Source organism: Pseudomonas sp. GW821-FHT07F01 (assembly GCF_059418825.1).
In genome coordinates, this window is sequence record NZ_JBWKQO010000001.1 from 417,345 (window position 1) to 440,973 (window position 23,629).

General features: G+C 66.7%; 24 protein-coding genes. 11 read left to right on the forward strand and 13 right to left on the reverse strand.

Going from position 1 to position 23,629, the window contains the following annotated elements; genetic code table 11:
* Window positions 1-109 precede the first annotated feature (109 nt).
* From lhgO to AC07R1_RS01950, 3 genes are all read right to left on the reverse strand, one after another.
* A complete protein-coding gene (gene lhgO / locus AC07R1_RS01940; RefSeq protein ID WP_011060730.1) occupies window positions 110-1,303 on the reverse strand; it encodes an L-2-hydroxyglutarate oxidase in 1,194 nt (397 codons plus the stop codon).
* A gap of 115 nt (window positions 1,304-1,418) precedes the next feature.
* Window positions 1,419-2,129 (reverse strand): FadR/GntR family transcriptional regulator, encoded by a 711-nt coding sequence (locus tag AC07R1_RS01945; RefSeq protein ID WP_011060731.1) that lies wholly within the window; start codon window positions 2,127-2,129, stop codon window positions 1,419-1,421.
* Window positions 2,130-2,240: 111 nt separating this feature from the next.
* Entirely contained in the window at window positions 2,241-2,768 is a 528-nt protein-coding gene (locus AC07R1_RS01950; protein ID WP_401402042.1) for a GNAT family N-acetyltransferase, read from the reverse strand.
* Between the two features lie 124 nt (window positions 2,769-2,892).
* Between AC07R1_RS01950 and AC07R1_RS01955 the strand changes: the two genes are divergently transcribed.
* Window positions 2,893-3,786 carry a LysR family transcriptional regulator gene (locus AC07R1_RS01955; protein ID WP_236203855.1) on the forward strand — a complete coding sequence of 298 codons (894 nt, stop codon included), beginning with the start codon at window positions 2,893-2,895 and terminating at the stop codon, window positions 3,784-3,786.
* Between the two features lie 4 nt (window positions 3,787-3,790).
* Here the strand turns inward: AC07R1_RS01955 and AC07R1_RS01960 are convergent, their stop codons facing one another.
* Both AC07R1_RS01960 and AC07R1_RS01965 read right to left on the reverse strand, forming a co-directional pair.
* Window positions 3,791-4,405, reverse strand: coding sequence for a LysE family translocator (locus AC07R1_RS01960; RefSeq protein ID WP_368994867.1), 615 nt, complete (start codon window positions 4,403-4,405; stop codon window positions 3,791-3,793).
* A 123-nt stretch (window positions 4,406-4,528) separates the two neighbouring features.
* Window positions 4,529-5,398, reverse strand: a complete 870-nt coding sequence (locus AC07R1_RS01965) for a LysR family transcriptional regulator (RefSeq protein WP_493168192.1) — start codon at window positions 5,396-5,398, stop codon at window positions 4,529-4,531.
* A gap of 137 nt (window positions 5,399-5,535) precedes the next feature.
* On the opposite strand from AC07R1_RS01965, the gene AC07R1_RS01970 reads away from it, so the two are divergent.
* From AC07R1_RS01970 to AC07R1_RS01990, 5 genes are all read left to right on the forward strand, one after another.
* A complete protein-coding gene (locus AC07R1_RS01970) occupies window positions 5,536-6,594 on the forward strand; it encodes an agmatine deiminase family protein (protein ID WP_495110039.1) in 1,059 nt (352 codons plus the stop codon).
* Window positions 6,591-7,499 carry an N-carbamoylputrescine amidase gene (aguB, locus tag AC07R1_RS01975; protein ID WP_065364710.1) on the forward strand — a complete coding sequence of 303 codons (909 nt, stop codon included), beginning with the start codon at window positions 6,591-6,593 and terminating at the stop codon, window positions 7,497-7,499. The genes AC07R1_RS01970 and aguB overlap by 4 nt, the downstream gene beginning before the upstream one ends.
* A gap of 43 nt (window positions 7,500-7,542) precedes the next feature.
* Entirely contained in the window at window positions 7,543-8,622 is a 1,080-nt protein-coding gene (locus tag AC07R1_RS01980) for an extracellular solute-binding protein (RefSeq protein WP_401155012.1), read from the forward strand.
* A gap of 127 nt (window positions 8,623-8,749) precedes the next feature.
* Window positions 8,750-9,868, forward strand: coding sequence for an agmatine deiminase family protein (locus tag AC07R1_RS01985; protein ID WP_262214839.1), 1,119 nt, complete (start codon window positions 8,750-8,752; stop codon window positions 9,866-9,868).
* A 129-nt stretch (window positions 9,869-9,997) separates the two neighbouring features.
* Window positions 9,998-10,456 carry a GNAT family N-acetyltransferase gene (locus tag AC07R1_RS01990; protein ID WP_011060736.1) on the forward strand — a complete coding sequence of 153 codons (459 nt, stop codon included), beginning with the start codon at window positions 9,998-10,000 and terminating at the stop codon, window positions 10,454-10,456.
* 55 nt (window positions 10,457-10,511) lie between these two features.
* Here AC07R1_RS01990 and AC07R1_RS01995 read toward each other — a convergent pair whose 3' ends face one another.
* On the reverse strand, window positions 10,512-11,453 hold the full coding sequence (locus AC07R1_RS01995; RefSeq protein WP_495110040.1) for a class I SAM-dependent methyltransferase: 942 nt from the start codon (window positions 11,451-11,453) through the stop codon (window positions 10,512-10,514).
* Between the two features lie 241 nt (window positions 11,454-11,694).
* Window positions 11,695-12,630: an ankyrin repeat domain-containing protein gene (locus AC07R1_RS02000; RefSeq protein ID WP_495110041.1), complete on the reverse strand. Its 936-nt coding sequence runs from the start codon at window positions 12,628-12,630 to the stop codon at window positions 11,695-11,697.
* A 286-nt stretch (window positions 12,631-12,916) separates the two neighbouring features.
* Here AC07R1_RS02000 and acuI point away from each other — a divergent pair, with 286 nt between their 5' ends.
* Together acuI and AC07R1_RS02010 are read left to right on the forward strand one after the other, a co-directional pair.
* The gene (gene acuI / locus AC07R1_RS02005; RefSeq protein ID WP_011060738.1) at window positions 12,917-13,900 is read left to right on the forward strand and encodes an acrylyl-CoA reductase (NADPH); all 984 of its coding nucleotides are present in this window, start codon (window positions 12,917-12,919) and stop codon (window positions 13,898-13,900) included.
* A gap of 133 nt (window positions 13,901-14,033) precedes the next feature.
* A complete protein-coding gene (locus AC07R1_RS02010; RefSeq protein WP_210482260.1) occupies window positions 14,034-15,389 on the forward strand; it encodes an MATE family efflux transporter in 1,356 nt (451 codons plus the stop codon).
* Window positions 15,390-15,398: 9 nt separating this feature from the next.
* Here AC07R1_RS02010 and AC07R1_RS02015 read toward each other — a convergent pair whose 3' ends face one another.
* Together AC07R1_RS02015 and AC07R1_RS02020 are read right to left on the reverse strand one after the other, a co-directional pair.
* Window positions 15,399-15,728: a DUF2834 domain-containing protein gene (locus AC07R1_RS02015; RefSeq protein ID WP_011060740.1), complete on the reverse strand. Its 330-nt coding sequence runs from the start codon at window positions 15,726-15,728 to the stop codon at window positions 15,399-15,401.
* A 14-nt stretch (window positions 15,729-15,742) separates the two neighbouring features.
* Window positions 15,743-16,144 carry a DUF6713 family protein gene (locus AC07R1_RS02020; protein ID WP_410919032.1) on the reverse strand — a complete coding sequence of 134 codons (402 nt, stop codon included), beginning with the start codon at window positions 16,142-16,144 and terminating at the stop codon, window positions 15,743-15,745.
* Between the two features lie 144 nt (window positions 16,145-16,288).
* Here AC07R1_RS02020 and AC07R1_RS02025 point away from each other — a divergent pair, with 144 nt between their 5' ends.
* Entirely contained in the window at window positions 16,289-16,741 is a 453-nt protein-coding gene (locus AC07R1_RS02025; RefSeq protein WP_495110042.1) for a GNAT family N-acetyltransferase, read from the forward strand.
* Window positions 16,742-16,777: 36 nt separating this feature from the next.
* The gene (locus AC07R1_RS02030) at window positions 16,778-17,599 is read left to right on the forward strand and encodes a helix-turn-helix domain-containing protein (protein WP_495110279.1); all 822 of its coding nucleotides are present in this window, start codon (window positions 16,778-16,780) and stop codon (window positions 17,597-17,599) included.
* On the opposite strand, the gene AC07R1_RS02035 is transcribed toward AC07R1_RS02030, so the two are convergent.
* Together AC07R1_RS02035 and AC07R1_RS02040 are read right to left on the reverse strand one after the other, a co-directional pair.
* Entirely contained in the window at window positions 17,596-18,336 is a 741-nt protein-coding gene (locus AC07R1_RS02035; protein WP_258718406.1) for a TetR/AcrR family transcriptional regulator, read from the reverse strand. The genes AC07R1_RS02030 and AC07R1_RS02035 overlap by 4 nt on opposite strands.
* A gap of 152 nt (window positions 18,337-18,488) precedes the next feature.
* Window positions 18,489-18,863 (reverse strand): DUF2784 domain-containing protein, encoded by a 375-nt coding sequence (locus tag AC07R1_RS02040; protein WP_342403605.1) that lies wholly within the window; start codon window positions 18,861-18,863, stop codon window positions 18,489-18,491.
* Window positions 18,864-19,068: 205 nt separating this feature from the next.
* Between AC07R1_RS02040 and AC07R1_RS02045 the strand changes: the two genes are divergently transcribed.
* Entirely contained in the window at window positions 19,069-20,097 is a 1,029-nt protein-coding gene (locus tag AC07R1_RS02045) for a hypothetical protein (protein WP_401334481.1), read from the forward strand.
* A 15-nt stretch (window positions 20,098-20,112) separates the two neighbouring features.
* Here AC07R1_RS02045 and AC07R1_RS02050 read toward each other — a convergent pair whose 3' ends face one another.
* Both AC07R1_RS02050 and ppnN read right to left on the reverse strand, forming a co-directional pair.
* Window positions 20,113-21,876, reverse strand: a complete 1,764-nt coding sequence (locus tag AC07R1_RS02050; protein ID WP_065363751.1) for an FAD-dependent oxidoreductase — start codon at window positions 21,874-21,876, stop codon at window positions 20,113-20,115.
* A gap of 358 nt (window positions 21,877-22,234) precedes the next feature.
* Complete coding sequence (gene ppnN / locus AC07R1_RS02055) at window positions 22,235-23,608, reverse strand: nucleotide 5'-monophosphate nucleosidase PpnN (RefSeq protein WP_011060748.1); 1,374 nt, start codon at window positions 23,606-23,608, stop codon at window positions 22,235-22,237.
* Window positions 23,609-23,629 lie beyond the last annotated feature (21 nt).

The window sequence follows — 23,629 nt, forward strand, 5'->3', positions numbered from 1 at the left end:
CGAGCCTTGCGCGACGCGCCCTAAGGGGCGGCCAAGGGGTATTGCGGCGACACGCGGCCCGCTTGGCAGTGCCGGGGCACTGCGCTGCAAGGTGATGGCGCGGGGTGTTTCAGGCGGCCTGGAAAATCCGGTCGGCAATCATCGAGCCAATGGGAATCGCCGAAGTGGCGGCGGGCGAGGGCGCGTTGCACACGTGCAACATGCGCGGGGTTTCGGCGAACAGGAAATCGTGCACCAGGCTGCCGTCGCGCATCACCGCCTGGGCGCGGATCCCCGCCTCATAAGGCAGCAGGTCTTCCACTTGCAGGGAAGGGCAGTACTTGCGGCACTGCTCCAGGTAGCCGGACTTGAACAGCGAGTTCTTCATCTCGGTGGTGCCGGAGCCGAGGTTCTGCCAGATGGTTTTCCAGAAACCGGGGAAGCTGGCGTACTGCGCCACGTCGCGCCAGTTGATGGAGAACTTCCTGTAGTTCTCCCGGCCCAGGCCTAGTACCGCGTTGGGGCCGACGGTAACGCTGCCGTCGATCATGCGGGTCAGGTGCACCCCGAGGAACGGCAGCTCCGGATCGGGGATCGGGTAGATCAAGTGATTGACGATGTTGTTCTTCGACGCCGGCAGGCGGAAGTATTCGCCGCGAAAGGGGATGATCTGGTGGTCGATCTTCACCCCGGCCATCACCGCCAGGCGATCCGATTGCAGGCCGGCGCAGGCCACCAGCTTCTTCGCCCGCCAGCTGCCGCCGTGGCTGCTGACGGTGACGCTGTCGGCGCTTTCCTGGATCGCGGTGACGGTCTGGCTCAGGCAGATCTCGCCGCCCTCGCGGCGGATCACCCGGGCCATGGTGTCGCAGACTTCGCGGTAGTCGACGATGCCGGTGGCGTCGAGGAACAGCCCGCCAAGGCCGACGATATTCGGTTCGCGCTGGCGCAGTTGCTCGGCGTCCAGGCGCTCCACCTTCAGGCCGTTCTGTTGCGAGCGCTGGTACAGGGCCTCCATGCGCTGCACTTCCAGGGCGTTGGACGCCACCAGCACCTTGCCGCAGACCTCGAACTTGATCCCGTGCTCGCTGCAGAACTGCTTGGTGGCCTCGGCGCCACGCTTGCACAGGTCGGCCTTGAGGCTGCCCGGAGCGTAGTAGATGCCGGCGTGGATCACCCCGCTGTTGTGCCCGGTCTGGTGCTTGGCCAGGACGTTTTCCTTTTCCAGGATGACCAGCGAAGCGCCGGGCTGGCGCTTGAGGATCTCCATCGCCGTAGCCAGGCCGACGATGCCGCCGCCGATGATGCAAAAGTCATAAATCATTGTTCTTAGGTACCTTGGATCCAATGCGTTTCGGTCTGGTTATCAGGTTGTCAGACTAACTAATCCGACAAAAAACCGCAGGCCGTGGCATGCGGCTCGAAGCGTGAAGCTGGGGTCAATCGATAGTCGGCAGCTCCAGGCCCAGGCGCTTGGCCGAAGCCCGCAAGTGGGCGTCGGCGCAACCGGCGGCGGCCTGGCGGTCGCCAGCGGCAATCGCCTGGTACAGCGCCTGGTGTTCCTGGGTGGCATCGGCGGAACCGCCCACCATGCGCAGCGCCGAGTTCTCCCAGGCGGCCTTGCGGGCGCTGGTCAGCTGGCTGCGCAGGAAATCATGGAAGGCCACGAAATAGTCGTTCTTGCTGGCCTCGGCGATGGCCCGGTGGAACTCCACGTCGGCCAGCCCCGCGGCTTCGAAATCACTGCGCTTGTCGTGCATTTCCTGCAACGCGCCCTGCATCCGTTGCAGGTCGGCGGCATCGCGGCGCTGGGCGGCGATCGACGCGGCCTGGGTTTCGATCCACAAACGCATCTCGAACATCTGCGCCAGGTCCGGCAGGCGGCCATCGCCCTGGGGGAAACGGAACACGGTGCCGGCGGGGGTCTTGGAAATATACGAACCCAGGCCACGCCGGGCGATCAGTACGCCGTCGGCCTTGAGCTGGGCGATGGCCTCGCGAATCACCGAGCGGCTGACGTTCAACTGCTCGGCCAGTTGCTGCTCGGTCGGCAGGCGCGATTCGGGGGCCAGGCGGCCGGAGTCGATCTCGGTGCGGATCGCATTGACCACGCGCACAACGAGAGAGTCGGGTCGCTGGAGTTCAAGCATGGGTGGGTAAAACCTTGGTAGTCAGGTTGTCAGACAATAGCCGTTGGGAATTTTCGCTGTCAAGAAAAACCCACGCCAGGCAGGCGTAGGCGGGGTCCCGCAAAGCCGCACTCAGGCCGTCAGGGGGCAGCTGAAAATCAGGTCGTCGAAGTCTTCGCCACCCCTGCGGAAGGCCCCTTCGTCACGTTGCTGGAAGACGAAACCGCAACGCTCCAGAACCTGGCAGGACGCAGCATTGCCGTCGGTGACCGTGGCCACCAGACGCTTGATCCCCAGGCTGTGGCGGGCGTACTGCATCAGCGTGCGCAGGGATTCCGTGGCCAGGCCCTTGCCTTGATGACCGGGGGCCAGCAGGTAGCCGACCTCGGCTTCGGCGCTGGGCCGGTCGCTGACTCGCAGGCCGGTGAAGCCCAGCTCCTCGCCGCTGTGGCGATCGCGGATCACCAGGCACAGCCAGTGGTCGCAATCCATGTCCCAATGGGGCAGGCGCGAGGTGAAACGCTCCTCGATCTGCATCCGGGAGAGCGGATCGCAGACATAGCGCAGGTTTTCCGGGTCGCTGTGCAGGTTCAGGAACAGCTCCCAGTCATGGGCGTTCAGGGGGCGCAGGTTCAGGCGAGGGGTGTGCAGTTCCAGCATGGGGGGCTCCCGATCCGTGGGCAGGAAAGATTTTGGGCACTTTACAGGAGAAAAGTCTGACCGCTGCGCTGCTTATTTCGCATAAGATCCCGGGCCTGGGTTTTCAGGGATAGGGCAGGTAAGCGTGAACTGGGACGATTTGCGGTTTTTCATTGCCGTCGCCAATGCCAGCAACATCACCGACGCCGGGCAGGCGCTGAAGGTGTCGGCCTCGACGGTCTCGCGCAAGATCCTGGTGCTGGAGCAGGCCTTGAGCAGCGTGCTGTTCCTCAAGACCACCCAGGGCTATTTCCTCACCGAAGCCGGCCAGGCCCTGCTGCCCATGGCCCTGGAGATCGAGGAGCGCTTGCGCCTGATGGAACGCCAGTTGTCCCGGCCAGGCGCGCGCATGGCCGGGGTGGTGCGCATCGAATGCCCGGAGTTGATGGGCAGCCACCTGATCATTCCCGCACTGGCGCAGTTTCGCTTGCAGCATCCGCAGATCAGCTTCGATTTCGTCAATGCGGCGCGCTCGGTCAAGCTCACCCAGAGCCACAGCGACCTGCTGCTGCGCCTGCAACGGCCGGAAGCCGGCAACTTCACCCTGCGCCGGGTCGGCGAGTTGACCCAGGCGCTGTTCTGTTCCCCAGGTTATGCCGCAGCCCATGGCTGCCCCGAGAAGCCTTCGCAGCTGCGCCAGCATTCGCTGATCGGCTGGAACCAGACCCTGGCCCACATGCCCCTGGCCCGCTGGCTGGACCAGCTCAGCGGTAATCAGCCGTTGTGGATGCGCACCGGCAACCTGGAGGCGCAGCTCAAGGCGGTGCAGGCGGGCCTGGGGATTGCCGCCTTGCCGGCCTATATCGCAGAACCCCTGGGCCTGCACCGGGTCTTGCCCCAGGCTCCGGCCCACCGCGCGGATATCTGGCTGCTGCGCAACCTGGCGACCCAGGGCCAGGAGCGGGTCGAGCGGGTGGCGGAATTTCTCTGCGATCTGCTGGCGCGCCAGGGCTTGCAGGGTGAGGGCAAGGCCGGCTGACGCGTTAGGCGCCACGCAGCAATAGCCACCCGGCCACCGCCATCAGCAGCGAGCCGAACAGCGCATTCTGCGCCAGCAGCAGGCGCGGGCGGTCGCGCATCAGCCGCTGCAGGCTTGAGCCCAGGCTGGCCCACAGCAGGTGGCCGAACAGGTTCACCGCGATCAGCGCGGCGCTGAGCGCCAGCACCACGGCAGTGCCCGCATCGGCGCCCGGGCTGAAGGTGGAGAACATGACCAGCAGCATCACCAGACCCTGCACATTGCCCAGTTGCAGCATCACGCCATCACGAAACTGCAGGGCTTCACTCTGCTCGCCAGGCTTGCGCAACGGCCGCAGCAGCAGGCGCAGGCCCAGCCAGAAAATGTACAGGCTGCCCGCTACCCGCAGGCCCCAGAGCAACCCTGGATACGCCGCCAGGCTGTGATACAGCCCCAGCCCCACCAGTAGCGCCAGGAGCAGGTAGGTCAGGTCCAGCCCGCAGATGAAGCGCAGGGAACGCCGCACGCCGCTGCGGGCGCCGGAGCTGGCCACCATCAGGTTGCCGGGGCCGGCGCTCAGGGCCATGGGCAGCATGGTGGACAGCCACAGCGGCCAGTTGATGTCGTGGATCGGGGGCACGGGCGGCTCCTGGAAGGCAGTGCGGATTGCACCGGCGCCAGCTTAAGGCGCCGCCACGCGTGGGGTTAGGGGCAGGAATGGAAAGCGGTTTTGCATCGCTCCAGTCCTTGCCGGGCGGGCGCCTCAAGCTTCGGCCGAAGCCTGCAGCGCACCCTGTAGCCACTTCGAGAAACTGCGGGTCAGCGGGCTGCTTTCACTGTCGCGGTGAATCAGCCAGGCCCAGGTCGGGCCGCGCACGCTCTGTTCGCACAAAGGGCTCAGCAAGCCCTGGCTCCGGGCCTGCTGGCTCAGAAGCTGGCTGACCAGGGCAATGCCGTGGCCGGCGCAGGCGGCGTCCAGCAGCAGGCCCGGGTCGGAAAAGTTCAGGCCGTTGCTGCGTTGACCAATGTCGCTGCCGCCTTCCACCAGCCAGTGGCTCCAGTCCATTTCCCGCTCGCCATGCAAGGTGGTGCGCAGTGCTTCGGGTTGCGCCAGCACGCTGGGGTGGCAGGCAGGGTAGAGGCGGTCGCTGTACAGCTCCAGATAGCTGCATTCGGCCTGGGCGCTGAGGTCGTCGCGCAAGGTCAGGTCGATGGTCTGGGTGCTCATGTCCGGTGGCTCGAAGCTGGTGAACAGCCACAGGTCCACCTCCGGGTGCAGGCGATGGAATTCCCCCAGCCGCGGCAACAGCCAGTGGCGGGCAAAGGCCGGGCTGGTATTGACCACCAGCTGGTTGGGCTTGCGGTACTGCTCCAGGCGGCGGATGCCCACCGCCAGTTGCTGCAATAGCGACTGGGTGGTGCTGCGCAGGTCGTGCCCGGCGTCGGTGAGGGTCACGCTGCGGCCGTTGCGATGGAACAGCGGCTGTTCGAGGAAGGTTTCCAGGCTGCGGATCTGCTGGCTGATGGCCGATTGGGTGAGGTGCAGTTCTTGCGCCGCCTGGTGAAAACTGCCCAGGCGAGCGGCGGCTTCGAAGCCTCGCAGGGCATTCAGGGGTGGCCAGTGTTTGAGCATGATTGATAAGCCTGGCTAATCAGATGTGCGCTAAATCTATCGTTTGTTGGCGGTTTTTCAAAGCCATAGCATGGGCGCTGTGTTTCAACCTTGTTGGTTGATTGATAACAAAACCTTACTTGAGAGGTGCAGGGCCCATGCAAGGCAATGACAGGCAGGACAGTGGCTGGCGGATGCCCGCCGAGTGGGCGCCCCACGCGGCGACCTGGATGGTCTGGCCCCACAACCGGGGGGTGTGGGAATCGGTATGGGGCGTGACCCTGGCCGAGGTGCAGGCAGACTTCGCCCGGGTGGCCAATGCCATCGCCGGTTTCGAACCGGTGAAACTGGTGGTCGACCCCTCTGCCCTGGACAGTGCCCGACGCCTGTGTGGCGCCAATGTCGAGCTGGTCCCCCAGGCGGTGGACGACAGCTGGTGCCGGGATTCCGGCCCGAGTTTCATCTGCCATCCGCAGCAGGGGCTGGCCGGGGTCAGCTGGCGCTTCAACGCCTGGGGCGACAAGTCCGAGCACAGCCTGGACCGCAGCCTGGCCCGGCGCCTGCTGGACCAGTTGGGGCTGCCTTGCTTCGGCACGCCCCTGGCCAACGAAGGCGGGGCCATCCATGTGGACGGCGAAGGCACCCTGATCACCACCGAATCGGTGCTGCTCAACCCCAACCGCAATCCGGGCCTGGGCAAGGCCGAGGTCGAGGCGATCTTCCAGCGCCTACTGGGTGTGCAGAAGATCATCTGGCTGCCGGGGGACCCGGACCACGTGACCGGGGACATGACCGACGGCCATGTCGACGGGATCTGCGCCTTTGCCCGCCCCGGGGTGCTGCTGGTGGATGCCACCCATGACCGGGGCTCGGTGTACGCCGAAGTGGTGCGCGAGAACCGTCGTGCCCTGGAGCTGGCGCGGGATGCCCGCGGGCGCGCCTTCGAGCTGATCGAGCTGTTCGAGGCCAGCGCCGCGGTGGACCACCGGGCCGAGGTGTTCTGCGCCTCCTACACCAACTTCTACCTGGCCAATGGCGCGGTGATCATGCCGGCCTACGGCATCGCCGCCGACCAGCAAGCGGCCCAGGTGCTGGCCCGGGCCTTCCCCGACCGGCAGGTGGTGCCGGTGCGGATCAACCATCTGGCCCACGGCGGCGGTGGCGTGCATTGCATCACCCAGCAGCAACCCCAATGGCCAACGAGGGCCCAGGCATGAACCCATTGACCGTCGCGACCACCCAGATGCCCTGCACCTGGGACCTGCCGGGCAACCTCGAGCGCGCCGAACAGCTGGTGCGCGAAGCGGCAGCCCGGGGCGCCCAGGTGATCCTCCTGCAAGAGCTGTTCGCCACCCCGTACTTCTGCATCGAACAGCAGCACCGGCACCTGGCCCTGGCCGAGGAGTACCCCGCGAGCCGGGTGCTCCAGCGTTTCGCCGCCCTGGCCCGGGAGCTGGGTGTGGTGCTGCCCCTGAGCTGGTTCGAAAGGGCCGGTACGGCCTATTTCAATTCCCTGAGCGTCGCCGATGCCGACGGCCGCTTGCTGGGGGTGTACCGCAAGACCCACATTCCCAACGCCGTGGGTTATCAGGAGAAGGAGTACTTCAGCCCCGGCGATACCGGTTTCAAGGTCTGGGACAGCGCTTTCGGCCGCCTGGGCATCGGCATCTGCTGGGACCAGTGGTTCCCCGAGACCGCCCGCTGCCTGGCGCTGCAAGGCGCCGAGGTCTTGCTGTTTCCCACCGCCATCGGCAGCGAACCGGGCAGCGCCGGGCTGGATTCCCGGGATCACTGGCAGATGACCATGCGCGGGCACGCGGCGGCCAACCTGCTGCCGGTAGTGGCGGCCAACCGGGTCGGCCGTGAAGTGGCTACCGGTGACCCGGCGTTGCACATGGATTTCTACGGCTCATCGTTCATCTGCGACCACAAGGGCCGGCTGCTGGCCGAGGCCGATCGTGACAGCACAGGGGTCTTGCTGCAGCGCCTGGACCTGGCCGCCATGGCCGAGGAGCGTCGCACCTGGGGCATCTTCCGCGACCGTCGCCCGGAGATGTACGGGCCGCTGCTGAGCCTGGACGGCCAACACCTTCACCCACGCTGGAACCCCCGGGAGGCATGACATGCAGACCACAGGCAAACGCTGGAAACGCCGCTGCGCGGGCATGCTGGCCCTGACCCTGGTAGTGCTCCAGGCCCAGGCCGAACCCGAGGACAAGACCCTGCGCCTGTACAACTGGGCCGACTACTTCGCCGCCGATACCCTGGCGCGTTTCACCGCCGAAACCGGGATCAGGGTGATCTACGACGTGATGGAGGGCAGCGAAGTGCTGGAAGCCAAGCTGATGACCGGCGGCAGCGGCTACGACCTGATCTTTCCCGGTGACACCGTGGCCGAGCGCCTGATGCGCGCCGGCAGCCTGCAGACCCTGGATCCGGCCCGGCTGATCGGCCAGGACGACATCGAGCCCGGCCTGCAGAAGCTGCGCGCCCAGTACCCCGGGGCCCGCCAGGCCACGGTGCCCTACACCTGGGGCACCATCGGCCTGACCTATAACGCCCGGCAGATTGCCGAGCGCCTGCCCGACGCCCCGGTCAACAGCCTGGACCTGTTGTTCAAGCCGGAGCTGGCGGCGCGCTTCGCCGATTGCGGAATTTCCCTGATCGACTCGCCGGATGAGGTGCTGGCGGTGGCGCTCCACTACCTGGGGCGCGACCCGCGCAGCGCCCGGCCCGAGGATCTGCGGGCCGCCGGCGAGCTGCTGGGCAAGCTGCGGCCCTATATCCGCAAGTTCCAGTCGCAGCCGGTGACCGACCTGGTCAATGGCAACCTGTGCCTGTCCCTGGGCTACAGCGGCGACATGACCCAGGCCCAGCGCGCCGCCGACGCCGCAGGCAAAGCGGTCGAGTTCCAGTACCGCATTCCCCGGGAAGGCACCACGGTGTGGATGGACACCATGGCGATCCCCAAGGATGCGCGGCACCCGGAATATGCCTATGCCTTCATCAACTTCGTGACCCGACCAGAGAACATGGCGGCCATCAGCAACTTCACCGGCTACCCCACGGCCAATGCCCGGGCGCGGCCAAGTGTCGACCCGCAGATGGGCAACAACCCGGATATCTACCCGGATGCCGCCACCTTCGAACGCTTGATTCCCGGCCGCGACATTCCCCAGGCCGATATGCGGGCTCGAATGCGCACCTGGACCCAGTTCAAGACGGCCACCGCTGCCCGCCACTGACCGGGCGCCATACGGTTCGCCGGCAAACCGGCTCCTACACTCCCGGGTAGGAACCGGCGTGTCGGCGAGGGCCCGCGCCGCCCCCCCGAACCTTTTCATGCAATACCTTCGACAAGAGAACCGTCCAATGCCCACCCGACGTCAACTGATCAAACAGGCCTCGTTGCTGGCCGCTGTCGCCGCCATGCCGGCCCTCGGCCTGGGGCCGCGCAGTGCCCGGGCCGGGGAGCAGGGCCACTGGTACCTGCCCGATGAAGGCGACCACCAGCAGCGGGCCTTCATGGCCTTTGGTGCCCAGGAGGCCATCTGGGAAGACTTTACCGGCGACGTGCAACAGGCCCAGGGGCGGATCGCCCGGGCAATTGCCGCCTATCAACCCCTGACCCTGTTCTGCCGGGCAGAGGAGCGCGGCCTGGTCGAGCAGTTGTGCGGCTCGCACAACATCACTTTTGTCAGCACCGAACTGGACGACATCTGGATGCGCGACATCGGTGCTAACTTTGTCGTCGATGGAGAAGGCGGATTGGGCGCGGTGGACTTCAACTTCAATGGCTGGGGCAACAAACAGCGCCACGCCAGGGACGCCCGGCTGGCGCGGCAGATGGCCGACGCTGCAGGCGCCCGTTATCTGCGCAGCGAACTGGTGGGCGAGGGCGGCGGCATCGAGGTGGACGGCCACGGCACCGGGATCATGACCCAAAGCAGCTGGATCAACGGCAACCGCAACCCGGGCTGGAGCCAGGCCGAGGTCGAAGAGGAACTCAAGGCTTGCCTCGGCCTGCGCAAGATCATCTGGCTACCGGGGATCAAGGGCCGGGACATCACCGATGCCCATGTCGACTTCTATGCGCGTTTCGTCAGGCCGGGGGTGGTGGTGGCCAACCTCGACAACGATCCCGACTCCTATGATCACTCGGTAACCCTCGAGCACCTGGAGATCCTGCGAGCCGCCAGTGATGCCGATGGTCGCAAGCTGCAGGTGCATACCCTGTCGCCGCCGATGAATCCCCGGCAGAACCGCTTCAGCCGGGGCAACCCGGAGTTCGCCGCCGGCTACATCAACTATTTCGTGATCAATGGGGCGGTGATCTCACCGCAGTTCGGTGACCGGCAGGCCGACGCCAAGGCCCATAGCCTGCTGGCCAGCCTGTATCCCGGGCGGCAGGTGATCCAGCTGGATATCGACGCTATCGCCGCAGGGGGCGGCGGCATTCACTGCGTGACCCATCAGCAGCCCGGGCTGTGAGGGGTTGGGAAAAGTGGTCTGTTACAGATGGCAGAATTGGCCTGATAAAATCCGCCACTCACGCACTAACCTGCGCACTCTTCAATAACCGGGGCTGATCCCGGTGTGGATGATCAAGAGGAGCGCGTAATGAGCGATCAACAACCTGCGGTGACGGTACGGGCGATTCAGCCTGGGGATTACCAGCAATGGCTGCCGCTGTGGCTGGCCTATCAGGATTTCTATCAGGTGACGCTGAGCGAAGAGGTCAGCCGCCGCACGTTCGAGCGTTTCCTCGATTCGCGGGAACCGATGTATTCGGCGGTGGCGGTGCAGGGCGATGAAGTCATCGGCTTCGTCAACCTGGTGTTGCACCGTTCGACCTGGGCCGTCGGCGACTTCTGCTATCTGGAAGACCTGTACGTGGCCCCGTCGATTCGCGGCAGCGGGGCGGGGAAACTGTTGATCGAGTGGGTGCAGGCCTTTGCCCGGCAACACCAGTGCGCTCGTTTGTACTGGCATACCCAGGAGAGCAACAAGCGGGCGCAACGGTTGTATGACTGGGTGGCGCACAAGCCGGGGGTGATCGAGTATCGGATGGAGTTGTAAGGGCCTGGCTGGATGCCCGTTGCTGCAGCAACGGCCACCCAGCCAGGATCAAGGCCTATGCCCCATGCCGAAATACCAGTGCCTTGAGCCCGCACTGCGGATCCGCATCCGGAAACTCCGGCGGGTTCTCCAGCCGCTGTTCAAAGCGCAACCCCGGCGCGGCTTCGGCCATCCCCTCCAGAAGAAAATCCACGCTAAACGCCGGATCATTCATGCACGCCAGTACGCAACCATCGGCCGTGAGCAACTCCGGCAGGCGCCGCAGCACCCGCGCATAGTCCTTGCCGAGGACAAAGCTGCCTTTCTGGAACGACGGCGGGTCGATGATCACCAGGTCATAGGGCCCGCCCTGCTTGACCTTGCTCCAGGACTTGAACAGGTCATGGCCGAGGAAGCTCACCCGGCTGGTGTCGTGGCCGTTGAGCCGGTGGTTGTCGCGGCCGCGGCTCAAGGCCGCCCGGGACATGTCGAGGTTGACCACCCGCTCGGCACCGCCGGCAATCGCCGCCACCGAGAAGCCGCAGGTATAGGCAAACAGGTTCAGGACATTCTTGCCCCGGGCATTGGCCCGCACCCAGTTGCGCCCGTAGCGCATGTCGAGGAACAGCCCGTTGTTCTGCTTGCTGCCCAGGTCCACCTGGTAGCGCAGGCCTTCCTCGGTGATGGTGCAACTGTCGATGGCCTCGCCCAGCAGCCACTCGCCACGGCTGTCGGGCAGGTAGCGGTGTTGCAGCATCAGGCTGCGGGCGCCGCTGACCACCCATTGCGGGGTCGAGCCCAGGTCCGCCAGCAACTGCTGCAGGGCTTCGAGTTGCCCGGCTTCGGGTTCCTTGAACAAGGACACCAGCACTACCCCCTGCAGCCAGTCCACGGTCAGCTGTTCCAGCCCCGGCCAGCAGCGGCCGCGGCCATGGAACAGGCGCCGGGTTTCGCCGGGCGCGGCGGCCAGGGCGGTCAACAGGTGCTGGTTGAGGGTGGCGAGGGCGAGAGGGGTCATCAGCGGGGCCGGTCATTTTTTCGGGGCGGCATTTAACCACGGGCAGCAGCCCGCCCGCCAACCAGCAATTGCTGCTGGCTGGCGGCCGCCTGCTGTCGGGCCAGGGGCTTGTCGGCACGTGTTTCAACGCGGATCTGGACAGCGGTGGTGATGGCGGGCGACTGCACGCCAAGGGCGACGAGCTCGAACCGTGCCGCACGTCGAGCAGGCTGCGCCCGTTCGCTCTTGCCCCTTGCCCCCGCTAGAGAATGGCGTTTGCCCATTTCTGGGTGCCGGCCAGGCGGCGCTTGACGCTGTCGATGCGCCATTGGCCGGCAACCCGCTTGACCACGAAGCGATGCTCGTAGCAAAGGGCCCGGGACGCCGGGTCGCGCACCAGCACTTCGGCCTGGGCGGGCTTGAGCAACTGGCAGCCCAGTAGCTCGTCGGCCTCGGCGTGGGTCGTGGGGTAACCATAGGAGGCTCGCGGATAGGCCCGCGGTCGCAGGGTACAAAAACGTTCGAGCAACTGTTGCGGTTCGGCCCAGAAGGCGGCGTCGAGCGCGTCGTGGCCCAGGGCGTTGCCGCGCTGTTCCCAAGAGTACAAAGCCAGGGTATAGGCCCGCACCTGGGTGACCGGATCTGCGCTGCTGTCAGTACCAGGCACCAGCGGCGGCCAGGGCAGGGAAGGGGCCGGTGCAGGTGCTGGCGGTGCCCCGGTACTGGCCTGCTCCAGCTGTTGCATGACCTGGGCATGGCCATTTTCTTCGGCCAGGGACCAGGCGTTGCGTTGCTGGAAATCCACGGGCGAGGGGTTGGCGCCGGCCTCGAGCAGCAAGGCCACCATTGCCTCGTGGCCAGCCTGGGCAGCGTTCATCAGGGCGGTGCGTTGCAGTTCGGGGCTGGCCTGTTCGAGCGCTGCGCCATGGGCGATCAGCAACTCGGCCAGGGCAGTGTCGCCGTGGCTGGCGGCCCAGGCCAGGGGGCTGTAGCCCAGGGCCTTGCACGGCTGCTGGACATTCGCGCCGTGCGCCAGCAGCAGCGCCACGGCCGGCCGGTGCCCGGCGATAGTGGCGGCCAGCAAGGCCGTGCGGCCGGTGCCCTTGTGCTGCCATTCAAGGTCCGCACCCGCATCCAGCAGGCGCTCGAGAGCAGCAAGGTCGCCGCGCGCGGCGGCTTTTTCCAGGAGATGGGACAAGGTCGGAAATCCGTTCGGTCAGGGGGCAGATGCCGCCGCATGGTAGCGCTCTGGGGCCAGGTTCTGCCACGCCCGGGCTACTCCACGCCCCGGTTCCGGCAGGCCGGGCGCGCTGGGCTGTACTGCGATACGCGACGCCGGCGTGGGCAGTGGGCTGTTTCGAGCGTCGCGGGTGGGGAGGGGGGAGGCTCATGGACGCCTTGCAGAGGCTTGCGTAGGATGGCGCGTTCGCGCTCTACGCCGTTGCAGCCAGCGCTGCAGCCTCCCTTGCCAACAGGAGTCCATGATGTTCAAGGCCATTGTGATCGACAAAGACACTGCAGGTTATCGCGCCCATCTGCGCGAGCTGGAGGAGGCGCAACTGCCTGAGGGCGATGTCACGGTCCGGGTGGCCTACAGCACCCTGAACTACAAGGACGGCCTGGCAATCACCGGCAAGAGCCCGGTGGTGCGGCAGTTTCCCATGGTCCCCGGTATCGACTTGGCAGGCACCGTCGAAGCCAGCAGCCATCCGCGCTTTCGCCCGGGTGAGCAGGTGCTGCTCAATGGCTGGGGCGTGGGCGAGAGCCACTGGGGCGGGCTGGCGCAGAAGGCCCGGTTGCAGGGCGACTGGCTGATCCACCTGCCTGAAGCCTTCAGCGCGCGCCAGGCCATGGCCATCGGCACCGCCGGCTACACCGCCATGCTCTGCCTGATCGCCCTGGAGCGCAGCGGCCTGACCCCCGAACACGGCGAGGTGCTGGTCACCGGTGCCAGCGGCGGGGTCGGCAGTTTTGCCATTAGCCTGCTGTCGCGCCTGGGCTACTCGGTGATCGCCGCCACCGGGCGTCCGGAGGAGGCCGACTACCTCAAGGCGCTGGGCGCCAGCCGCATCATCGAGCGCGCCGAGCTGTCCCAGCCGGGGCGTCCGCTGGCCAAGGAACGCTGGGCGGCGGCCATCGACTCGGTGGGCAGCCATACGCTGGCCAACGTCTGTGCCGGCACCGCCGCCGATGGCCTGGTGGCCGCCTGCGGGTTGGCCCAGGGCATGGATTTCCCGGCCTCGGTGGCGCCCTTCATCCTGCGTGGGGTGAGCCTCTTGGGGATCAACAGCGTGACCCGTCCCTATCACGAGCGGGTGCATGCCTGGGAACGCCTGGCCGCCGAGGTGGACCAGCAGCACCTGCAGCGGATCACCCGCGAAGTGGGCCTGGAAGAGGCCCTGACCGTCGCCCACGAGTTGCTTGAAGGCAAGGTTCGCGGGCGGGTGGTGGTCGACGTCAACCACTGATATAAACCCCGGGCCGCACTGTTGGAACGCCGTGCGCGGCCTGGGTTGCTGCATGTTTCAGGTCCGACGCGAGCCCCGTGCCACGGGGCTTCTTCGCGGCCCTTCGTCCTCTTGATCCGAGGTTGCCTGTTTCATGTCCATTTCCCCTCAGCGCCCCCTCTGGCAGGTGTACCTGGTCTTCCTGCTGCCCATGGTGCTGTCGAATTTCCTGCAGTCGTTTTCCGGCACCCTCAACGGTATCTACATTGGCCAGTTGCTGGGCACCCAGGCGTTGGCGGCGGTGTCGGGGATGTTCCCCATCGTGTTCTTCTTCATTGCCCTGGTGATCGGCCTGGGGGCCGGTGCCTCGGTGCTGATCGGCCAGGCCTGGGGTGCCCGGGAGCTGGATGCGGTGAAGTCGGTGGCCGGCAGTACCCTGATGCTGGGGGCCTTGATCGGCCTGCTGGGGGCGGTGCTGGGCATGCTGTTCGCCCGCCCGGCCCTGCAGGGCCTGGGCACACCGGCGGATGTACTGGACGACGCAGTGGGCTATGCCCGGGTGATGATGCTGATCATGCCGCTGCTGCTGGTGTTCGTGCTCTACACCCAGTTGCTGCGGGGTGTCAGCGATACCCTGTCGCCCCTGCTGGCCTTGATGGTCTCGACCCTGGCGGGGCTGCTGCTGACCCCGGCGTTGATCCGTGGCTGGCTGGGCCTGCCGCCCATGGGTATCCAGAGTGCGGCCTTCGCCGGGCTGGCGGGAAATATCCTGGCCATGGGGTTTCTGGTCTGGCGCCTGAGTGGCCGCGACCACCCCCTGGCCCCGGACCGGGCGCTGTTAGCGGCGCTGCGGCTGAACCGGGCGATACTCGGCAAGGTGCTGCGCATCGGCCTGCCCACCGGGGTGCAGATGGTGGTCATCTCGCTCTCCGAGCTGGTGATCCTGGCCCTGGTCAACCGCCACGGTTCCCAGGCCACGGCGGCCTATGGCGCGGTGACCCAGATCGTCAACTACGTGCAGTTCCCGGCGCTGTCGATCGCTATCACCGCTTCGATCCTCGGCGCCCAGGCCATCGGCGCCGGGCGCCTGGAGCGCATCACCCCGATCCTGCGTACCGGGCTTGCGATCAACCTGTGCCTCACCGGCGCCCTGGTGCTGCTCGGCTACCTGATTTCCCACTGGCTGCTGGGCCTGTTCATCATCGACCCGGCAGCCCTGGTGCAGGCCCAGCACCTGCTGCACATCATGCTCTGGAGCATCCTGGTGTTCGGTTTCCAGGCGGTGGTCGGCGGCATCATGCGCGCCAGCGGCACGGTGCTGGTGCCGGTGGCGATCTCGATCTTCTGCATCCTCGGGGTGCAGGTGCCGGCGGCCTATGTGCTGGACGCACATTTCGGCCTGCAAGGGGTGTGGATGGCGTTCCCGGTGGCCTACCTGACCATGCTGGTGCTGCAGGTCTGCTACTTCAAGCTGGTGTGGCGCCACAAGGAGATCCAGCGCCTGATCTGAGGCCCGCGCTCAAGCGCCGCCGGCCAGTGGCTGCCGGGGCGGGCGCAGGTCGCGAACCACCAGGTACAGCAAGGGCCCGATGGAGACGAAGACCGCCGTCAGCAGCAGATAGGGCAGCACCGAACGCCAGGAGCGCCCACGGGCGCGGGCGTCTCCCAGCATCCACGCAGCTGCCAGCAGCGCCATCAGGTACAGGTCGATCACCACTTGTGCGGTGTCCGGGCGCGACAGCAGTTGCAGGCCGAATTGCAGCAGCGACTGTTCGGCCTGGAACAGGCAGTACAGGGTGTAGGCACTGAAGCCCAGTAGAGCCAGCAGGGCGGGGTAAGGGTGGCGCATGGCGCAGTCCTCGATCAGGGATGGGCAGGGTGTACGGCGCGGCGGTTGCGGGTGGCCAGGCCCAGCAGCAGATACAGCAGGCCGGCTGCGCCACAGCCAAAGATCAGGCTTTGCGACAGCAGGGAGTCGAACAGGTACAGCGGGTCGTCGCGCAGGCGTTGATGCAACCCGGCATGCACCAGGGCGAGCGCCGCCAGCCACTGGCGGGCAAGCTCGCGCACGCGACGGCGCCGATGGCCGCACAGCTGGACCAGCCCGGCACACAGGGGGACGTGCAGGGCAATGAACAGGTGCTGCCCGAGCATGGGGTCGAGGTTGCGCAGGCCATACAGCAGGCGCCATTCACGCTGCGCCACGGCATCCAGCTCATGGCCGGCGAACAGCCCGATGCAGAGTCGCCAGAGTGTGTTTTTCACGGTGAAAATCCTTGAACAAGCGGGAATGAACAGGCTAAGTGGCAAGCCTGTTGTCACTCAATGACCCCCCAGGTCATAGACAGCGGGGCGCTTCAGGCTGTCAGCTGGGGCGGTGCGACTTTCACTTTCAAGGATTGAACAGCGATGACTTCCAACCAGCAGGCTCCCGGCGCAGGCCGGGTGATCCGCGTGGCCGGGCCCGATGATGTGCCGGCCATGCTCGAGTGCGACACCTATGCCCAGGCCCACGCCAGCCGGGGCGATGCCGTACGCGTGGCGGTGGGCCGTGGCCAGGGTTGGGTGGAGGTGGCGGCCGGCCGGGTCGCCGGCTACCTGCTGCTGAACCATGACTTCTTCGACCATGGCTTCGTGTCCCTGGTGGTGGTGGCTCCGGGGCAGCAACGCCAGGGCGTGGCCCGGCGCTTGCTCGGCGCCGCCGAGCAGGCCTGTCGCACGCCCCGGCTGTTCATCTCCACCAACCAGTCGAACCTGTCGGCCCGGGGCCTGATTGCCAAGGCCGGTTTCCAGCCCAGTGGGGTGATCGAGAACCTCGACGAGCAGGACCCCGAGCTGATCTTCTGCAAGCGTGTGGGCTGAGCCGGGATGCCTGTGCCCGACAGCGGTCGCGCCGCCATGCCCTGCACCCTTGAAGCTCCCCGCGCCGGGCCCTTGCCGGTGGGCGCACAGTTGCGCCAGTTACGGCGCCAGGCGCGCTTGAGCCAGTTGGACCTGGCGTTGCAGGCGGGGATTTCCCAGCGCCATCTGAGCTGCGTCGAGACCGGTCGCGCCCAGCCCAGCCCGGCCTTGCTGGATGCGCTGCTGACCACCCTGGACACCCCCTTGCCCCAGCGCAACCGGGTGTTCCTCGCCGCGGGCTATGCGCCGCGCTACGCCGCCTTGCCCCTGGCCGACCCCGGCCTGGCGCCGGTGCGCGCAGCGCTGATGCACCTGCTCAAGGCCAACAACCCGGCGCCAGCGATCGTCATCGACAGTGGCTGGCAAGTGCTGGCGGCCAATCAGGCTACCGCGGCGTTGTTCCAACTGCTGGGGTTGTCGCAACACGCCATGGAACGGGGCTTCAACCTGTTGACGGCCCTGCTGGAGCCCGGTGGTTTCGGTGACTGCCTGATCAATGCCGAGGAGGTGCGCCAGGTGGCCTGGCAGCGGGCCTCCCGGGAGGCCATGGGCGACCCCGGCTTGGCGGCGCTGCTGGCCGGCCTGCCCTTCCCCGGAGAGTCGCCGGCGACCCCGAACCCGGCCGAGCCGTTGCTGCTGACCCGGGTGCGCGGGCCCGGGGGCGAGCTGCGTTTTCTGTCCACCTTCACCACCTTTGGCATGCCCCAGGACATTACCGTGGCGTCGCTGCGCATCGAACACCTGATTCCCGCTGACGAGCCGACCTGGCAGGCCCTGACCCTGGCCTGCGAACGCCTGGGCGAACTCGAACCGGGTTAGATCGCCAGGGCCCGGGCCGGCAGCCCCTGGGCGCTCGCCAGCGCCGGCAGTGCCCCGGCCAGCACCATGCGGGTCAGGGTGGCCGCGACGCTCTGGAAGTCCCTGCTGGAGGGCTGGGCTACGCCGCTCATCAGGGCGATCTGCCAGCCCAGGGTGGGGTAGGTCTGGGTCGCCGCTCCTATGAACAGCAGCAGGTGCTCCGGGGCAATGGCGCGGATCAGGCCACGTTCGGCCCAATTGCGCAGGCAAGCGATTTCACTGCGGTTCTGCGCCTCCAGGCTTTCACGCCAGGCCTCTGGCAACTGCTGCGCGCCGTGCAGCAACTCGCTGCAGAGAATCTTCGAACGCAGGGGGAAATCCTCGACGATCTGCATCCGCGCCTCGATGTAGGCCTGCAACGCCTGCGCCGGATCGGCCTCCGGGCGCAGCAGCCGCGACGCCTGGTGCAAGGGTTCCAGCAGGGGCTGCAGGACTTCGGCGTAGAGGTTTTCCTTGGTGTGGAAGTAGTAGTACAGGTTGGCCTTGGGCACCCCGGCGCGCAGCGCGATATCCAGGGTCTGGCAGGCACTGAAGCCCTTGGCGGCGAACTCGTTGCGGGCGGCATCGAGGATCAGTTGCCGATGCCGCAGGCGCGAGCGGCGTTCCTGGCGGGCTGGCGCTGGCACCCGGGGCGCTGCCGAGTCGGCCTCAAGCGCCTGCGAGGGCAGGCAAAACGGGGTGGATGAGGGGCAGTGCATGGGCAAATCTCGGGGGTGTGAAATCGCAATATACAAAAGTATATAGCGAAACACCCGCCTCAGGCGCCGGCGCTGCTGTCTCGGCTGTTTCATAGAGGGGCGAACAGAGGAGGCAAGGCCGGAACGGTGCGCCGTTCCGGCTGGCGGCAGGCTCAGGCGTGGCGCTTGCGCAGCCAGCGTCGGGCCAGGTAGCCGTAGACCCAGAGGTTGATCAGCAGCACCAGGCTGCCCAGCCACAGCTGAATGCCCGGGGTCAGCCCGGCGGGGTAGATCAGCGGGATCAGGTAATGCTCGATGAAGCCGGCGCCGTAGCCGTCCTGGCCGGCGGCGTGGCGCAGCAGGTTTTCCCAGCGGGTCAGCGGGCACTCCAGGTGCAGCACTTCCACTGCCACGCCCCAGGCTGCGGCGGGCAGGTGCAGCAGCATCAGCCGCGGGTGGCGCAGCACCAGCAGGCCGCCCAGCAGCACGAAGACGATAAAGGACAGGTGAAACAGCACCAGGCTGTCGGCGGCAATACGGTAGAGCATGGGGGTTCCTTGTAGGGGGCAGATCCGTGGCGCAGGCGCCGGGGCGCAATATACCGAGGGCCGGTAGGCGGTGGCAGTGTTTCTTCGTGGTGCAGGAAAAAAGCCCGGCTCGCAATCGATCGGGCCCGCCTTTGCGCTACCTATACTGCTGGAACGCCAGGGCGACCTGTCGAGCCTGGCGCGGCCTTTGCGGGAGGTACATGCCTTGCGGCCAACGATGCTCTGCTGCCGCCACGGGGTCCTGGTGCTGATGCTGGTGCTCGCCGGCTGCGCCCATCGGGTCCCTGAGCCGGTGGCCGCGATGCCGGTCAGCCCGGCCACCTGGCGCCAGGTCAACCATGAACTGCTGGAAGCCTCCCGCAGCGCCACTGAACAGGCCGAGGTCTATGCCCAGGGCTCCATGGAGCACTGGCGGACCCGGGTCTACCAGCAGACCGAGGAAAACTTCATTCCCTGGTTCAGCGGCTACTGGACCCAGGAATGGCTGTCGCTCAAGGTCGGCTGGTATTCCCTGAACGATAAAGGCGACGCCGGGCAAGCTTCCCGGCGCCTGGCGGCCTACTTGCAGGAGCAGTACCAGGAACGGGTGCTGGCACCGGTGGCGCTGGAAGTCGATGCCGATGCGATCACCGGCGAGGCCATGGAGTTCTATGTGCAGTTGCTGCGCCAGCAACTGGCGCAGATCCGCAGCCGTTACCCACTGCCGGCACCGCAACTGGAACTCCATCTGGACCAGGTGCTGGCCATCGACCTGGGGCCGGCCCCCGAGCAGCGCGCCTCCTTGAACCAGTTGATACGGGCCGAGCCCATTGCCCGCTTGCCCGCCTATGGGCCTTTGCTGCAGCAGATCCATGGCGCCCCGACCGGCGAACAGGGAGCGCCGGCCCCGGGGGTGTCCCAGGTGGCGCAGGTGACCAGTGACAAGCTCCAGGCCCAGTTCGCCAGCCGCAGTGTGGCCGGTGCGGTGGCGGCGGCGGTGGGGCGGGTGGCCGGCGCGCTGATTTCGGTGGGAGTGGCCGGGGTCCGGGCGCTGGTCCAGGACCATGACCGGGAAGACCTGCAGGCCCAGACCCGACGGGACCTGGGCGCGGCCTTCGATCAGGCCTGGGCCAGGCAGTTGCATGACCCCGAGCATGGGGTCATGGCCGGGGTGTATTACCTCGGCCAGCAGCTCGAACGCCAGCTGCAGGCGCCGCTGATCAATGAGGACGCCGGCGATGGCCGGGGCCCCTGAATCCGTCCTGGCGGCTCAGCCTCGGGTGGCCTCGGCACCAGGATCCAGCGGCACTTCGTAGTCACTGACCCCGGCCGCATGGCGCCCGGCGATGTAGCCGAAGGTCATGGCCGGCCCCAGGTTGATACCGCCGGAGGGATAAAAGCCGCCCATCACGCTGGCCATGTCGGTGCCTGCGGCATACAGCCCGGGGATCGCCGTGCCGTGCGAATCCAGCACCTGGGCCTGGGCATTGGTCTTGAGCCCGGCAAAGGTGCCGAAGCTGCCGGGCAGCACTTTCACCGCATAGAACGGCCCCTGTTCGATGGGCGCCACGCAGGGGTTGGGCCCGGGATACAGGGCGTCGCCCTGCTTGCGATTGTAGGGCGTCGAGCCGCGGCCGAACTCGGGGTCCTGGCCGTTGCGGGCATGCTGGTTGAATGCCTGCACCGTGGCCGCAAGGCCCTGGGGGTCGATGCCGCACTGGCTGGCCAGGGCCTGGATGGAGTCGGCCCGTACCAGGTAGCCGCTGCGCACCAGCGGCCCCACCGGCAGGGGGAAGGGCCGGGCATAACCCAGGCCGTAACGGCGCTGGAAGCGGTGGTCGCAGATCAGCCAGGACGCCACTTCCTCGCCCGCGGGAACCGCCTCCAGCATGGCCGCGGTGTAGTCGTAGTAGCCGTCCGCCTCGTTGACGAAACGCTTGCCGTTGGCCAGCACGCCGATCAGCCCGGGTTTGGCCCGGTCGATGATGTGGGGAAAGTGGCCGATGCTGCCGTCGGCATGCCGCACCCGAGAGACGGGGGCCCAGGCCACCGGGCTGGCAAGGTCCGTGGCCAGCACGGCACCGGCCTGTTCGCCGAGGCGGATGCCGTCGCCGCAGCAACTGCGCGGCGGCAGGGCCAGGTGCTCGTCCGGCCCCGGGGCGCGGGGAAACAACGCCTGGCGGCGGGGCAGGTCATTGGCGAAGCCGCCGGCGGCCAGCAGCACTCCACGTCGGGCGCGGATTTCCCGCGGCCCCTCAGGCGTGTCCACCAGGGCGCCCTGCACCCCCTGGCTATCGCGCAGCAGCGAGCGGGCCGGGGTGGACTCCAGCAGGTTGACCCCCAGGTCCTCGGCGGACTTGCCCAGCCGGCCGATCAGCGCCACGCCGTTGACCAGGTGCATGGCCCGGCCGTGTAGCGCCAGGTCCCGCAGGTGGCGGGCAAAGCGCCCGGCCACATGCAGCAGCGACCTGAAGGAACGGGTCATGCTGAGAAAGGCCCCCAGGTCGGCCCCGGCCATGATCGGCATGCCCAGGAACGAGGTTTCCCGCAGGGTCTTGCGCAGCCGTTTGAGCAGTGGGCCGATGGCCCGGGCGTCATACGGCGCGGCGATCACCTGATGGCCCTCGATCCCGGCCCCGGGCACCTGGCCGTGGATATCCGGGATGCCATTGCCGTCGACGAATTGCAGGGCCGTGTGCTGTTCGAAGAAGGCCACCATCTGCGGCCCGTTATCCAGAAAGGCGTCGATGCGTGCGGCATCGTAGCGCTCCCCCAGCTCATGCTTGAGGTAGGTGCGCGGTTGCTGCGGGTTTTCATGGATGCCGGCGCGGCGTGCCAGGGGATTGCCCGGCACCCACATCCAGCCGCCGGACCAGGCGCTGGCACCGCCGAAAGTGGAATCCTTTTCCACAACTATCACCTTCAGGCCATGCCACGCGGCGGTCACCGCACAGGCCAGGCCGGCGGCGCCGGAGCCGATCACCAGCAAATCACAATCCAGGGGCGGGAGGGTTGCAGCGGGAACGTCGCTCACAATGACAGGGCCTTTTTTGAATTATGATAAAAATGGAATCAAGTTCCATTAATTTGAAAAACTATTTCATACTGCCTGGGGAGCTGTCAAACCGCCAGGAGGACCAGGCAGGCTCATTGGTGCTGGGGAGCAGAAGGTGCTTTTAGCTACGGGGGCACCTTCAGGAGGGGCTGGCGGAAGGGCAGGAAGGCGATGTCGCTCAGGTGGGAAAGTCAGAGTGGCCAGCAGGCCTCTTTGTGCTGCTCAAGGACGCAAGGCCGCTGCACAGAGGCGCTTGCGCTGCGGGTGGATGCCGGGCAAAAAAAAGCCGCGTTCCCAGGCAGGGAACGCGGCGTTGTTCAAGGCGGCAGGGCAGGGCTCAGTTGACCACGCGGTAGCACGGTACGTAGGCGGCGCCGCCGGGCAGCTTCATGCGGTGCTGCTCGACGAAGGCTTTGAGCAACTGGTCCAGGGGCTGCATGATCGCCGGGTCGCCGTGGATGCTGTACGGGCCTTTCTGCTCGATCAGGCGAATGCCCTGGTCCTTGACGTTGCCGGCGACGATGCCGGAGAACGCACGACGCAGGTTGGCCGCCAGTTCGTGGGGCGCCAGGGCATGGCTCAGTTGCAGGTTGGCCATGTTCTCGTGGGTCGGATCGAAGGGACGTTGCAGGCTCTCGTCGATCTTCAGCAGCCAGTTGAAGTGGAAGGCGTCGTTGCGTTCGCGGCGGAACTGCTTGACGGTCTTGAGCCCCTCGGTCATCTGCCGCGCCACTTCCGGCGGGTTGTCGATGATGATCTGGTAGTGCTGGCGCGCCGCTTCGCCCAGGGTTGCCAGGACGAAGGCGTTGAGCTGCTCCAGGTAGGGCGCCGCGCTCTTGGGGCCGGTGAGGATCACCGGGAAGGGCAGGTCGCGGTTGTCCGGGTGCATCAGGATGCCCAGCAGGTAGAGGAACTCCTCCGCGGTGCCGGCGCCGCCGGGGAAGATGATGATGCCGTGGCCGACGCGGACGAAGGCTTCCAGGCGCTTCTCGATGTCCGGCAGGATCACCAGCTCGTTGACGATGGGGTTCGGCGCCTCGGCGGCGATGATCCCCGGCTCGGTCAGGCCCAGGTAGCGGCCGCCGCTCATGCGCTGTTTGGCGTGGGCGATGGTGGCGCCCTTCATCGGGCCCTTCATCACGCCCGGGCCGCAGCCGGTGCAGATGTCCAGCTTGCGCAGGCCCAGCTCGTGGCCGACCTTCTTGGTGTATTTGTATTCCTCGGTATTGATCGAGTGGCCGCCCCAGCACACCACCATCTTGGGCTCCACGCCGGGGCGCAGGGTGCGGGCGTTGCGCAGCAGGTGGAAGACGTAGTCGGTGATGCCCTGGGAGCTGTCCAGGTCAATGCGCTGGCTGTCCAGTTCGTTCTCGGTGTAGACGATGTCGCGCAGGGCGCTGAAGAGCATTTCCCGGGTGCTGGCGATCATCTCGCCATCAACGAAGGCATCGGCCGGCGCGTTCAGCAGTTCCAGGCGCACGCCGCGATCCTGCTGGTGAATGCGCACTTCGAAATCGTGGTAGGCGTCGAGGATGGTCTTGGCGTTGTCGACGTGGGCGCCGGTGTTGAGAATCGCCAGGGCGCACTGGCGGAACAGGGTATAGATGCTGCCGGAACCGGCGGCGCTGAGCTGTTGCACTTCACGTTGCGAGAGGGTCTCCAGGCTGCCTTTCGGGCTCACCGAAGCATTGATCACTTGTCTTTGCGGCATTCATCCATTTCCTGAAAGCGT

Bases quoted from the DNA above. Each gene is read 5' to 3' on its own strand.
- lhgO (WP_011060730.1), bottom strand. From the start codon at position 1,303: ATGATTTATGACTTTTGCATCATCGGCGGCGGCATCGTCGGCCTGGCT.
- AC07R1_RS01945 (WP_011060731.1), bottom strand. From the start codon at position 2,129: ATGCTTGAACTCCAGCGACCCGACTCTCTCGTTGTGCGCGTGGTCAAT.
- AC07R1_RS01950 (WP_401402042.1), bottom strand. From the start codon at position 2,768: ATGCTGGAACTGCACACCCCTCGCCTGAACCTGCGCCCCCTGAACGCC.
- AC07R1_RS01965 (WP_493168192.1), bottom strand. From the start codon at position 5,398: ATGCTCAAACACTGGCCACCCCTGAATGCCCTGCGAGGCTTCGAAGCC.
- AC07R1_RS01970 (WP_495110039.1), top strand. From the start codon at position 5,536: ATGCAAGGCAATGACAGGCAGGACAGTGGCTGGCGGATGCCCGCCGAG.
- aguB (WP_065364710.1), top strand. From the start codon at position 6,591: ATGAACCCATTGACCGTCGCGACCACCCAGATGCCCTGCACCTGGGAC.
- AC07R1_RS01980 (WP_401155012.1), top strand. From the start codon at position 7,543: ATGCTGGCCCTGACCCTGGTAGTGCTCCAGGCCCAGGCCGAACCCGAG.
- AC07R1_RS01985 (WP_262214839.1), top strand. From the start codon at position 8,750: ATGCCCACCCGACGTCAACTGATCAAACAGGCCTCGTTGCTGGCCGCT.
- AC07R1_RS01990 (WP_011060736.1), top strand. From the start codon at position 9,998: ATGAGCGATCAACAACCTGCGGTGACGGTACGGGCGATTCAGCCTGGG.
- AC07R1_RS01995 (WP_495110040.1), bottom strand. From the start codon at position 11,453: ATGACCCCTCTCGCCCTCGCCACCCTCAACCAGCACCTGTTGACCGCC.
- acuI (WP_011060738.1), top strand. From the start codon at position 12,917: ATGTTCAAGGCCATTGTGATCGACAAAGACACTGCAGGTTATCGCGCC.
- AC07R1_RS02010 (WP_210482260.1), top strand. From the start codon at position 14,034: ATGTCCATTTCCCCTCAGCGCCCCCTCTGGCAGGTGTACCTGGTCTTC.
- AC07R1_RS02015 (WP_011060740.1), bottom strand. From the start codon at position 15,728: ATGCGCCACCCTTACCCCGCCCTGCTGGCTCTACTGGGCTTCAGTGCC.
- AC07R1_RS02025 (WP_495110042.1), top strand. From the start codon at position 16,289: ATGACTTCCAACCAGCAGGCTCCCGGCGCAGGCCGGGTGATCCGCGTG.
- AC07R1_RS02030 (WP_495110279.1), top strand. From the start codon at position 16,778: ATGCCCTGCACCCTTGAAGCTCCCCGCGCCGGGCCCTTGCCGGTGGGC.
- AC07R1_RS02035 (WP_258718406.1), bottom strand. From the start codon at position 18,336: ATGCACTGCCCCTCATCCACCCCGTTTTGCCTGCCCTCGCAGGCGCTT.
- AC07R1_RS02040 (WP_342403605.1), bottom strand. From the start codon at position 18,863: ATGCTCTACCGTATTGCCGCCGACAGCCTGGTGCTGTTTCACCTGTCC.
- ppnN (WP_011060748.1), bottom strand. From the start codon at position 23,608: ATGCCGCAAAGACAAGTGATCAATGCTTCGGTGAGCCCGAAAGGCAGC.